Below are 12,854 nucleotides of genomic sequence, written 5' to 3'. Positions count from 1 at the left end.
TTTTTATAAATTCACTTGTAAATTAAATCCGTAAGTTGCCGGGGATGGCATTTGGCCCATCTCTACACCCGGTAGAATAGTATCTCCGTTTAATGCTGCAGTTTCAGGATCATAAATTGGGAAATCTGAAATTACAGCAAGGTTTCTTCCAAATAGAGAAAGGCTTATATCCTGGATCGTATTATTTTCAAACCATCTCTTCGGAAAATTATATTGTAAACTAACTTCTCTAAGCTTCAGGTAAGAAGCATCAAAAGAATTAGATTCCACATTAGCCCTTCTGTAATAACGGTTATACCAGTCTGGTGTAATAGCTTCCGTAGTATTTGGAGAATAGGAACCGTCTTCATTTAAAACCACACCTTCGCCAACAATCACACCTTCTTCCCTTCCTCTAAAAGTAGATTTGAGTTTACCTTGCTGAACCATCTTATGGTGGGTTTGAGAGTAAATAATTCCACCATACTGACCATCAAGCAGGACATTTAGACCAAAATTACCATAGCTAAAGTTATTTTGTAATCCTGCACGCCAATCCGGGCTGGCATCACCTATGTACATAATATCATCTGGGTAGGCTGGTAAGCCACCATTATCATAGACTATTTCACCCTCTGGTGAGCGTACAAATCCGGCACCATAGATTGAAGTCGCCGTACCACCAACTTTAGCGATAATTCTAGCCTGCCCACCGGTACCGATTTCTTGTTGCCCATCTATACCATCGGCTAGCTCCAATACTTTATTCCAGTTTCTGGCCCAGGTAAGATTAGTGCTCCATTTAAATTTATCGTTATTGATAATTTTAGCATTTACAGCTAATTCAATTCCACGGTTTCTAACCTCTCCTGAATTTAATACTCCAGAACTATACCCGGTTGTAATATCTAAGGGCACGGAGATAATCTGGTTTTTTGTAGAAGTTTGATAAACTGTAGCATCAAGATTGATCCTATTAGCGAAAAGCCTGGCTTCAATACCCGTTTCATAACTGGTAGTTATTTCTGGCTTAAAATTAGAATTATAAAGGTTCGTTGGGGCTACTGCTGAACTTGGAAAAGCATTCTGGCTGTAATACTTACTAGTTTTGTAAGGATCTGTATCATTTCCAACTTCGGCAAATGAGAATCGGTATTTTAAATAATCTACCGGACCTGAAAAATTAAAGATTTCAGAAAGAATTATACTGGTATTTGCTGAAGGATAAAAAAACGAGTTATTCTGGGTGGGTAGTGTACTAGACCAATCGTTACGGCCGGTCACATCTAAGAATACCATATCCCTAAATGAAAATGAAGCCAAACCATACAAACTGTTTATTTTCTTATTACGGTCGTAAGTGTTGACAATTGGATTATTAATTCCGTTCGCCAGTTTATATACATTTGGTACTACCAAACCATCTACAGCGGCATCGGTTCGGCGATACTTATAATCCATCGCATTTCCACCACCTGAAACTGAAAATGATAGATCTTTACTAATTTCATCTTCATAGGTCAATAAAAAATCAGAATTCACTTCCTGTTTCCAAACATCCTGGGTTTTAAAATAACCACGGGCATACCTGTTAATACTGTATGGTCTTTTCTGCTCCCTATCCTGATGATAAGTGTTCAAAGAAGTTCTCAACATTAAATTTAGCTTGGGCGTTAATTGAATATTAGAAAAGATATTACCTACCAATTGATTACTTGCCAAGGAATTCGTCGCTTCATAAGCTATTAAATAAGGATTATCTATATAAGAACTAAAAGGCTGAATCTGCTCAAGGTTCTCCTGGCCTTCCTGCCAAATTGGACGTAACCAATCCAGGTTAACATTAGGATTCTGAAAGATCATGAAATATGCGATAGATCCATTATTGTACCCGGTTCCAGGAAGGTTATCGCTACTCCTGTTATTGTAATTTAGTGTAGAACCTACTTCAATATTCTTAGAAACTTTGTACCGGGCATTAACTGAAGCGGTAATACGCTCAAAGCCGGTATTCGGCATAATCCACTCATTAAGTTGATGACCCACGGATGCACGCATAGAACCATTTTTATCTCCACCTTGCAACGTTATATTATTGTTAGTGGTAAAACCAGTTCGCCAATAGTCTTTGCGGTTATCCTTATAAGGCCTCCACAGTTGGCGCTCTTCAGACTGTCCACCAACTTCCGGATCATATTGATAATAATACTGCCCTTCAAAACGAGGTCCCCAGGCACTACTGGTACCCCCTGTGCTGTTACCATCATCTGAACCTCCGTAAGAGTAATAAGGCTCGCCGGCATCGTTAAAAGATTTCCCTGTGCCCTGCCCGTATTCATATTGAAAATCTGGCCAACGTTGAATTATATCAAAAGTAGTACTGGTATTATATGAAATTCCAAGACCTTTTTGATTAGCACCAGATTTTGTAGTAATAATCAAAGCGCCATTTGCAGCACGGCTACCGTAAAGGGCTGTAGCACCAGCTCCTTTTAAAACTGAAACACTCTCGATATCTTCAAGATTAAGGTCTGAAATCCCATTTCCAAAATCTACAGGAGAGTCGCCACCCATGTAAGCATTGGACGATCCGGAAGTAGTCATTTCGGTATTAATTGGCACCCCGTCTACCACGATGAGCGCATAGTTCCCGTTAGGATTAAGTGAATTATTCCCACGCAGAGTGATCTGTTGAGAATTAATAGGCCCGGACCCCGTAGAAACAATTTTCAAACCAGAAACTTTTCCTTTTAAACCTGCAGACCAGTTATTAGGTACCGTTTGAGATAGGTTCTCAGCTTCTACTGTTTCCTGCGAAAACCCTAACCTTTTTTCTTCTCTTTTTATCCCCAAAGCAGTTACCACTACTTCATTAAGTGCATTAGCATTTTCGGAGAGCACTACCTGAACCGGCTCTGAATTTTGAAGCGTTATCACCTGGTCATTAAAACCCATAAAGGTAACCTCCAGCTTAACCGGAAATTGACCAACTTTTAAATTAAAATTCCCATCAAAATCTGTGGTAGTTCCATTAGAGGTTCCAACCTCTACTACGGTTGCTCCGGGAAGAGGTAACCCATCAGTATCGAATACCTTTCCACTAGCTGTTAATTGAGGCTCATCTGGCTTTACCACGCTAATGGTATGATTTATCTTTTTGAATTGAAAACCCGTTTTGGCCGATATTTGCTGAAATATCCTTTCTAACTTTTCATTAGTAAACTGAAAGGTAAAGCTGTGTTGTGACCGACTTATGCTTTCATCGAAAACAAAGGTGAAACCGGTTTTAGCTTCTATGGTAGAAAAAACTTCGGTAATAGAGGCATTTTCTACTTCAATGCTAATTGGAGTATCGTTGTTACCTACTGTGCTGGCCATTGCCTCACTTGGTATTAAGAACAAACCTACCATAGAAATCAGTAGGGTTTTGGTTAAATAATTTAGAAAAAATTGTAGTTTAGTATTCATTACAATTTGGCTATAGATTAATATTTGTAGTCTAATTTTTAAATTGCCCGTTTCTGTTGCAGCAGAAACGGGTCTGTTTTTTGTGGCTAATTCAATTAAATTTTTCTTGTTGTTCTCTTATAATTATACTTTTAGGGTTTTTATAAACTACTTCTAAGTCTTTAATTAGCGCTATACTTTGTAAGACAGTTTCAAGCTTCTCCTCTTTAAACTTTCCTGAAATAGTAAGTTCTTTTAAGCTGGGATCGGCAAACTCAATATCAACGTCATACCAGTTCTCTAGAATTTTAGCGGTTTCTCCCAGACTAGTTTTATCTAGTACGATAATATTATTGGTCCACGCATTATAGTTATCGCTATTCATTTCTGTGATCGCAGGCAGGTTATCTTCGAAAAAGCTGAGTTGCATATTTTTAGTCAGTGTAACTTTTTGGGAAGAATTATTCCCATAAGTAACTTGTACGATTCCGGAGTTAACACTTATCTTTTCCCTTCCTTTGGCGTAAGCGTTAATATTAAATGAGGTGCCTAAAACTTTGGTTTCAATAGTTCCAGACTTAATTCGGAAAGGCTTTTCAGGATTTGGAGCTACTTTGAAAAATGCTTCCCCTTCAAGCGTGATTCTTCGATCTTCCTTGAAATTTTCAGGGTAAGTTATTGTAGAGCCAGAATTAAGGAAAATCTTACTGCCGTCGTTAAGCTCAATTTCCCTCTTTTCACCTTTGGACGCAACCTGGGTTATATCATTTTCAATTATAAGACTCAATAAGACAGTTCCCAGCAACAAAAAAAGAACAGCTGCAGATGCAATAATTCTCTTCCAGTATTTCTTCTCTTCGCTTTTTTTAAACTGTATTTTATCTTCTATTTTACTAAATAGTTTATTGCGTTTTTCTTCATCAAGATTTACAAAAGGATGAGTACCCTGTTCCTGCACTTTTCTTAAAAAAATATCTACCGCCAGCCTTTCTTGTGAGTTCGCTTTTTTGGCGGCATACTTTTCTGCTAAATAAATAAGTTCGTGTTTATTCAAAACCTGCTTTTAACTATAAGTCACATTTTGCAGGGCAAACACGTACTATGATTTTACTTCTTAAAGAACTCTTAATATTAAGGTTCAATGATTAACCTTGAAGCAACATTGTGGTAACAAGTAAGGGGAAATAAGTGTCTTCTATATTAGTTTTGAGATAAGAAAGAGCATTGCTTATTTGTTTCTCTACTGTACGAATAGAAATATTGAGTTTGTGGGCAATCTCTGAATTACTATAATTATCGAAGCGGCTAAGAACAAAAATTTCCCGACACCTGGGAGGCAATTGTTTAACCTTGGAGAGAATTTCATTTTCAAATTCCTGGTATTCTAAACTAAGCACTGAATTTGAAGGGTAAGGAATACTTTCGAGGATCTCTTCCTGGCTACTAGAAAATTTTAAACTTCTAATATGGTTAGCAACGCGGTACTTTACCGACCTTAATAAATAGGCCTCAAGGTTTAGAATTTGAGACTCTGAAGCTTTCTCCCAAAGACTAATAAAAATTTCCTGTACGATATCTTCACAAACCTTATCATCTCTATAGATCTTAAAGGCATAAGAATAGAGTCTTTTCCAATACCTGTCAAATACCAAAGGAAAAACGGTTTCATTCCCATTTCTCAACTTTGCTAATAATTGCTGGTCTGATAAAAGAGTTTCTTTGGTTTGCATTAAAATTTAGGCTTTCCCAAAAGAAGGTTTTTAATGTAAGTTCAGCGTTTTCTAAATTTTAAGCTTAGGTTATAAAAAGAGTATTTATAGTAATTTTTTAACGGGTATTAATTCAAACAACAAAGAAATATCTTCAATTTGAAATAGACTACTAATCCAAAAACAAAAATCCCCACACAGGGCGGGGATTTTCAGGACTCAAGAACTAAATTAACACAAGGTACTTATAGGGCAATGGCGTAAGTAGCGCAATGCCATATAAAATCATAATCATCCCCATTATATGTTCCGGGAATATTTTCGTTAAAGGTAGTTTCTACGGTATAAAGTGTATTATTCCAGGGAAGCTCAAAACTTATCTCTCCTTTTTCATCAGTGATCATTTTCTTTGAACATCGGTCACTTACATAGATCACAACCTCCTGATCTTCCAATATTTCACCTTGAAAAAGAACTTTTAATTTTACTTTACTGTTATGGCTTGCAATCTTATCACTTAAGTTTATAATTTCAATACCCCCCTGGTTTGTTATTGCAATTGATTCAGCATTTCCTCCGACTGTAACACGTGCCTTTGCGTGATATTGAGGTTTAAAAATTCCAAAATCATATTCCGTATAATCCAAAACCTGAATATCATTATTATCTAAAGCAAGGGTATAACTTCCTTCCTCGGTTGGAATAAAACTTGCCTTATAAAAATTTTGTTCAGGTGTTGTTTTAAGTTCTGTTTTCTTCCCACTTGGAGAAACCAACCAAAGCTTAAAATTCTTCACACTATTAAATGCATCATTACCTACCGTCTCAATTGCTCCATAGGTATACTCACCATATTTCACTTTTACTATATGAGCCTCGTTAAGTTTAGCAACCGGGGCTGTTTCTACCCATAAATAATGAGCGGAAGCAGTAGCCTGTATTAATAAGGCAAAAAGAAAAATTGTAATTTTTTTCATTTTAATTATTTAGAACGATTATTGATAACACAAACATAGAATAAGGATTTGAATTATAAAACTTATTTAGACTTAATTTAAATAAAAATGTAGATTCCCTTTATCACTTCGGAAAAATAATTACATTTGCCTTAGTTTAGAACCAGTCTTAATAATTTTAGCGTGGTTTAAAACAAAAAAGAGCCATACAGCGGTAACTGTATGACTCCGTGATTACTCTTTAACCTCTTACAATTAAAAAGCAATGCAATATACGAATTTGCGAGAGATTTTATTGCTATGCCTGTTTATAAGCGGGCTTTTATCCGCCCAGGAGCAGCAGCAAATTGAAGGAAGAATAACCGACATAAATGGTGAGCCCTTACTTGGGGTGACCATCTGGATTCCTGAAATTTCCAGGGGAACCACTACTAATCCACAAGGTTATTTTTCACTTAGCACACCTACCAAAAGCAAGCTCAATCTTAAGATCTCCTTTGTTGGATATATTTCTCAGACAAGAGTAATTAAAGAAAATAATAGCTTTTTTGAGATAGAGCTTGAAGCATCGGCCACCGCCCTGGAGGAAGTAAATCTTTCCGCAAAAAGCAGGATTCAGCAAATAGAGGCCCTGGCCTATAATGTAGATGTAGTAGATGCAAAAAAACTGCATCATACTTCTTTGGATATCGGCCATGCCCTGGATCGCGTTTCAGGAATACGGGTAAGAGAAAGCGGTGGTGTGGGTTCAGATATGCAGCTTTCAATGAACGGTTTCCGGGGTAATCAGGTCAAAGTTTTTATAGATGGAATTCCAATGGAAAATTTTGGATCTTCTTTTCAGCTAAACAATATTCCTATTAACCTGGCCGAACGAATTGAAGTCTATAAAGGTGTGGTTCCTGTCGGGTTAGGTGCGGATGCTCTTGGAGGTGCTATCAATATTGTTACAAAAAGCGATTTTGGTAATCACTTAGATGTCTCTTACTCCTATGGATCTTTTAATACTCACCGTAGTAATATCAACGCTATATATACTGCAGAATCAGGATTTACCGCCAGAATAAACGCATTTCAGAACTATTCCGACAATGACTACAATATAGATGTTGATGTAGCCGATCTGGAAACTGGTGAATATTTTCCGAACCAGGAAGTTCAACGTTTTAATGATGAATATCACAATGAAACTATCATTGGAAATATAGGGGTGGTTAATAAATCTTATGCTGATAAATTATTGCTTGGTTTTACAGCGGGACAAAATTATAATGAAATTCAAACTGGCGCAAGGCAGGTAAGTGTATATGGCAACAGGCACAGAAGAGGAAATATTTTAATGCCTAGCCTAAAATATCAAAAAGAAGATCTATTTACCGAGGGATTGGATCTCACTTTAAATGCGAACTATAATTTTGGGAAAGAAGAAGTTATAGATACAGTAAACCGTCGTTATAATTGGTTTGGGGAGTTTATTGAATATGACAGTCCGGGAGGAGAATTAAACTACACTCATTTAGAATTTCAGAATAACAACGGAATTGCAAATGCTAATATCAACTATACAATTAATGATACCCATAAACTTGCGGCCAGTAATGTTTATACCACATTTGACAGGAAAAGAGAAAATCTGCTGTCAGAGGAAGCACAAATCTATAGCCAGCCACAAAAGACTACCAAAAACATTGCCGGTATTGGCTATACTTTTGAGAAAGAGAATTGGAGTATAACCACCTTTTTAAAGAATTACAACCAGGTTACTACTTTTGAAGAAGCTTACAGGCCTGTTGGTTCAGAATACGGCACGGTAGCTTACCGCCCCAAAAGAAATACGTTTAATGATCTCGGTTATGGTGCAGCGGCAACCTACTTTCTAACCGATAATTTCCAACTAAAAGCATCTTTTGAAAAAAGTTTTCGCTTGCCGGAGCCTAATGAACTATTTGGAGATGGTGGTGTGTTATTGCAAGGCAATAACAGCTTAAGACCTGAAACAAGTTATAACTATAATTTCGGTGCAGGATATTTCTTTAGAATTCGAAAGAATCACCAGGTCAATTTAAATGGAAATGGATTTTATCGCGATGCCAAGGACTTTATAAGACCAAGGCTTAATCAAAATCAGGTTTTCCAGGTAATGGATAACCTCGCAGATGTGACCAACCTGGGATTAGAAGCCGAAGCACGCTATTCTTATAAAGATAAATTGTCTGCCGGAGCAAATTTAACCTATCAGAACCTGAGAAATAACACCCGGTTTGAAAGTGGTCAAACCCGGGAAAGCATTGTCTACAGGGATAGAATTCCAAACATCCCTTATTTATACGGAAATGCTGATGCCACCTATACTTTCGATAGTCCTTTTAACTCTAAAAATCGCGTGAGTTTTGGTTATAACCTATTATATGTCCATTCCTTTTATTTATACTGGCCCAGTTTAGGCAGCACGAAATTAGAGGTACCGGAACAAATTGCACATGACCTAAGTCTGACTTACAGCTTTGGGAAAAAGAACAACTTTCAATTTACCCTGGAGGCAAGGAACCTGGCAGATGCCAATTTATACGACAACTTTAGTCTACAAAAGCCCGGCAGGAACTACACCGGTAAAATAAGATATTCATTTTAATCAATTCCTAATACCAAAATAATAATCAATATGAAAAAGTTCAATTTTTATCATCTCGCAATTTTAGCCTTAGTATTAATTAGTGCAAGCTGCAGTGAAGACGACACCAATATTCCCGGAGGCGGAGAGGAAACCGCTACAGATAAATATATTATTGCAGCTACTCCGATAGCTTCAGAAGGAGTCGCAGACTATTTACTTACAGCCGAGAGCATCTCCGAAGGGAGTATAAGTACGGCAGGAAACGGCGTAGAACAAGACGGCACATACCGCTATTATATCACCAATAATAATAAGTTCTTTAGCCTGCTTTACGGCCAGGGAAATCCAGGGGCTGTAACCACTTACCAATTAAATGAAAACGGAGCATTAGATAAGTTATCAGATTTCCAGTCAGAAACAGTACATACTTTCACCAATGTTGGAGATGAAGTTATTATGACCCGGGTTTCCAGAAGCAGTGAATCGCCGGTGGCAAGCTGGTATCGCTTAGACACGGAGACCAGCCAGTTTGTAGGAGAAGGAGAAATTAACACAGCTGCTCTCGCCCCTGAAGGGGAACAAGCATTTTTTAGTTGGATGACCCAGGTAGGCGATAAAGTTTTTGCTCCCTTTTTCAGTATTCAAGCTTGTTGTAATAATACCTTCGGGACCGATTACCCTGATCAAGCCTGGATTGCGGTTTATTCTTACCCCGAAATGGAACTGGAAAAAATTATAAATGATGACAGGACAAGTTTTATTGGACGTTATTTTACCAGCGGACTTAGTGTAGATGAGGTGGGTGATGTTTATGCTTTTTCCTCTTCTGTTGCCTCTTCCAACGGAACAATGACCTCAACAAAACCATCAGCAGTTACCAGGATAAAGAGTGGGGAAACAGAATTTGATGATACTTACTTTTTTGATCTTGAAGAAGCTTCCGGAGGCTATTATGCAACCAATCATATTTACGCTGGAAACGGAGATTATGTGGTGATGATGCGGGAAGAAAAAGCTCCTTATAGCGTGGGTACCAACCTGGCTGTAATTAATGTTTATGATAAAACTTTTGACTGGATAGAAGGAACTCCTGAGATAACAGATATACAAAATGTAACCAGCAATAACTACGTGGACGCCGATGGAACTGTACATGTGGGCATAACCACTTCCGAAAGCAGTTATGTTTATAATATTAATGTTGACAATGCTACTGCAAGCCGGGGATTAGAAGTACAGGGTGGCAATATAACGGCAATCAGCAAGCTTGATCCTGTGAGTGAAGAATAAATAAATTGTTTGATGAAGCCTTTGACGTTTCGGCTTTCGGGTCGAAACGTTTAATTTCGTGCATACGCCTAACCTCACTGTACCCTGGAAAATTACAATTGAAAATCACAGATGATCTCACTAGCACTTTTACTGACGCTTTTAGGTTTTCTTTCCTGTTATCACAGCTCAAAGAAAGCAAAATTCAGCGTATACTATTCAATTCAAAAATGGTTAAAAAATCAACCCAGGAAGGCCAACTATTTAGGGGTTCTGCTAATGTCTTTGGGCCTGTGCATTTTACTTTTACATTTCGGATGGATAGTGGGTTTACTATCATTTTTAATGATCTTAAGCCTAGTGGCAAGTCTAAGTATAATCCTTATGCCTTTAAAAATTCTATCTGTAAGTTTTTGGAGCATTTTAGTATTGCTAATATTAATTATTGAACTTTACCTCTCCTATTATGCCGGCAAATAAGAAATATTTTTCCTCTCCCTGGCAACGTATTTTAAAAATTACGGCAGGTTTTATTGGTGGTTACATCCTCACCCAGAGTTTTTTTATGTTCTTTATCCAGATCTATAAAGATGCCGGATCACTCATTACCCTACAATTTGCAGGCTTTATTTTATGGGCGGCTTTACTTGTAATCGCTTTTTTAGCAAAGAATGGCTTTAAAATCTGGGGGTTATACCTTTTGCTCACTGCATTTTTCGCCCTTCTTATTTACTTAATTCCTTAAGTTCCTTTAAAATGTCCAATAGAATTTACAATATCCTGTTTCATACCCATACTATAAGCGGTATAATTATAAGTGCGCTCTTATATATAATTTTTTTTACCGGCTCCATTGCCTTTTTAAGAGACGAAATAAGTGCCTGGGAACATAATAAACCAATTGAAGAAAATTACTTCAACACTATTGATTTTGATGAATCTTTAGAAAAGTTAGAAGAAGGGCAAAACCTTTATGGAAGAGACATCACCTTTTCTCATCGCTATTTCGAACGTGAAGTTAACGTTTCCGTGACCCCTTCAAAAGATTCCACCATTATAGACCAAAACAGAGGAAGGCTTTCCAATTATTTTTTTATGGATATGGAATCCTTTGAGAAAAAAGATTACCAGTCCAATTATTCTCTCGGCGAATTTTTTTATCGCTTACATTTTTTTGCCCAGCTTAATTTTTTTGGCAGATCCGGCTATTTGCTCTCGGGATTAGTTGCTTTCTTTTTTCTTTTTGCCATAATAACTGGTGTGCTGGTACATTGGAAAAAGATCTTCTCCAGTTTTTACACATTTCGACCAGGGGCCAAATGGAAAACCATTTGGACAGATGCCCATGTGGCCCTGGGAATGATAGGGCTTCCATATCAGTTTATTTTTGCGGTTACGGGCTGTTATTTAATGATCGGTTATTCTGTGATGCTCCCTCCGGTAGAAAAATATCTATTCCCGGATGAGCCTCGTGAAGTGGCCAAAATCCTAAACCTGGAAGAAAAGGTGGATGATTTGGAGTTCACCTATAACCCTATAAAGGAAGATTTTTCGATTAATTATTTTGCAGAAAAGTCGCTAAAAAAATGGCCCGATCTTAAACTGAGCGAGCTTAAGATTGTAAATTATGGTGATGAGCATATGTATGTGAAGTTAAGTGGTTCCCCAGGCTATGATGAAAGCTTGCTGGACCAGGCCTCACAAATCTATCGAATAGCAGATGCTCGACTTATCGCTGAAAGATCTATCAATGAACCCACCTCCTATTCCAGGGGAACGTTCAACCTTTTGCGCCGTCTGCATTATGGAGATTATGGCGGATACGGACTCAAGCTAATTTATTTAGTTCTAGGCTTTGTCACCTGCTTTGTAATTCTTTCCGGAGTTTATATATGGCTGGTTGCCAGAAACAAAAAAAGTGTTTCAAAAAGGAAGAGAAAATTTAATAACTGGCTTGTTACTATTTACACCTCTGTTTGCCTAAGTTTATTACCCATAACTGCCATTATTTTCATCGTAATGAAAGTTTATGGAGAGAGTTATGTGGCTACTACTGGTGGTTTACGAAAGGATCTTATTTACGAGGTGTTTTTTTGGGGCTGGTTAGTATTAAGTGTCTTATTTACTATAAAACACGATAACTACTTTACTAATAAATTCTGTTTAATATTAGGAAGCTTTTTCGGCATCCTGGTTCCTATTGCCAATGGCATAATGACCGGAAACTGGATCTGGGTTTCTCTTTCAAAAGGCTACACCCAAATTTTTGTTATAGATATATTTTGGGTATTGCTTTCGATTACCGCTTTTATTGCTGTTTTGAGAATAAAGAAGAAACGTAGTTTGAGACCAGCTTAAAATTATAAAAATTTACTTTTTTCATCTTAAGCATTTTCCTTTTGCCGTCGAACTGAAAAACAGTTGTAGATCAGGATGAGTTGGTTATTCAGCTATATTCAATTTACTTCTTCCAGCGCCATCGCATTACCTTTTGATGCCATTCAATTTCAAGTTTTGAAATTATATAGGAGTTATAAATAGCAAAGCGCTTTATGCACTCCGATTAATTTCAAAGCTTGTTCTTTAGCAGCAAAAAGTAATGCGGTATAAGAAGACTAAAAAACATTGAAATCCTGATCGGTAAATTTCAGTTACTATCAAGCGGACTTGAGTTAAAAAGCTTAAACTAGAGAATCAAATTTACCTATTCACCTTCAAAGCTTTTTGGCTCGTGTCCAAGACCATTTATAATGAACCTCTTTTATTGAAACTAAGCTTTTGCGGAGTGCAGATAAAAGTTGTGAATGGCACTGTTAATTAAACTTTTCCGTGAAAAAATCACCGGTATCACTGGGCTGAAAACATTTTTCCGTGAAAAAT

Annotated in this window: 8 protein-coding genes; 4 read left to right on the top strand and 4 right to left on the bottom strand. The window is 37.2% G+C overall.

Translation table 11 applies throughout. The features are described 5' to 3' along the window. Positions 1-3: 3 nt before the first annotated feature. From B4F31_RS10225 to B4F31_RS10210, 4 genes are all read right to left on the bottom strand, one after another. Complete coding sequence (locus tag B4F31_RS10225) at positions 4-3,447, bottom strand: SusC/RagA family TonB-linked outer membrane protein (protein WP_286761261.1); 3,444 nt, start codon at positions 3,445-3,447, stop codon at positions 4-6. Between the two features lie 91 nt (positions 3,448-3,538). Then, positions 3,539-4,480 carry a FecR family protein gene (locus B4F31_RS10220; protein ID WP_286761260.1) on the bottom strand — a complete coding sequence of 314 codons (942 nt, stop codon included), beginning with the start codon at positions 4,478-4,480 and terminating at the stop codon, positions 3,539-3,541. Positions 4,481-4,571: 91 nt separating this feature from the next. After that, the gene (locus tag B4F31_RS10215) at positions 4,572-5,156 is read right to left on the bottom strand and encodes an RNA polymerase sigma factor (RefSeq protein ID WP_286761259.1); all 585 of its coding nucleotides are present in this window, start codon (positions 5,154-5,156) and stop codon (positions 4,572-4,574) included. A gap of 224 nt (positions 5,157-5,380) precedes the next feature. Further along, complete coding sequence (locus B4F31_RS10210) at positions 5,381-6,112, bottom strand: DUF4198 domain-containing protein (protein WP_286761258.1); 732 nt, start codon at positions 6,110-6,112, stop codon at positions 5,381-5,383. A gap of 244 nt (positions 6,113-6,356) precedes the next feature. On the opposite strand from B4F31_RS10210, the gene B4F31_RS10205 reads away from it, so the two are divergent. From B4F31_RS10205 to B4F31_RS10190, 4 genes are all read left to right on the top strand, one after another. After that, positions 6,357-8,723, top strand: a complete 2,367-nt coding sequence (locus B4F31_RS10205; protein ID WP_286761257.1) for a TonB-dependent receptor — start codon at positions 6,357-6,359, stop codon at positions 8,721-8,723. A gap of 30 nt (positions 8,724-8,753) precedes the next feature. Continuing rightward, positions 8,754-9,995: a DUF4374 domain-containing protein gene (locus B4F31_RS10200; RefSeq protein WP_286761256.1), complete on the top strand. Its 1,242-nt coding sequence runs from the start codon at positions 8,754-8,756 to the stop codon at positions 9,993-9,995. A 424-nt stretch (positions 9,996-10,419) separates the two neighbouring features. After that, positions 10,420-10,719, top strand: coding sequence for a hypothetical protein (locus B4F31_RS10195; protein ID WP_349675925.1), 300 nt, complete (start codon positions 10,420-10,422; stop codon positions 10,717-10,719). A gap of 11 nt (positions 10,720-10,730) precedes the next feature. Further along, positions 10,731-12,332: a PepSY-associated TM helix domain-containing protein gene (locus B4F31_RS10190; RefSeq protein WP_286761255.1), complete on the top strand. Its 1,602-nt coding sequence runs from the start codon at positions 10,731-10,733 to the stop codon at positions 12,330-12,332. The last annotated feature ends 522 nt before the right edge of the window (positions 12,333-12,854 follow it).

This window comes from Salegentibacter sp. UBA1130, from assembly GCF_002311535.1.
GTDB classification, from domain to species: domain Bacteria; phylum Bacteroidota; class Bacteroidia; order Flavobacteriales; family Flavobacteriaceae; genus Salegentibacter; species Salegentibacter agarivorans.
This window is presented reverse-complemented; position numbering and strand designations above follow the sequence as displayed.

Bases quoted from the DNA above. Each gene is read 5' to 3' on its own strand.
- B4F31_RS10225 (WP_286761261.1), bottom strand. From the start codon at position 3,447: ATGAATACTAAACTACAATTTTTTCTAAATTATTTAACCAAAACCCTA.
- B4F31_RS10215 (WP_286761259.1), bottom strand. From the start codon at position 5,156: ATGCAAACCAAAGAAACTCTTTTATCAGACCAGCAATTATTAGCAAAG.
- B4F31_RS10210 (WP_286761258.1), bottom strand. From the start codon at position 6,112: ATGAAAAAAATTACAATTTTTCTTTTTGCCTTATTAATACAGGCTACT.
- B4F31_RS10205 (WP_286761257.1), top strand. From the start codon at position 6,357: ATGCAATATACGAATTTGCGAGAGATTTTATTGCTATGCCTGTTTATA.
- B4F31_RS10200 (WP_286761256.1), top strand. From the start codon at position 8,754: ATGAAAAAGTTCAATTTTTATCATCTCGCAATTTTAGCCTTAGTATTA.
- B4F31_RS10190 (WP_286761255.1), top strand. From the start codon at position 10,731: ATGTCCAATAGAATTTACAATATCCTGTTTCATACCCATACTATAAGC.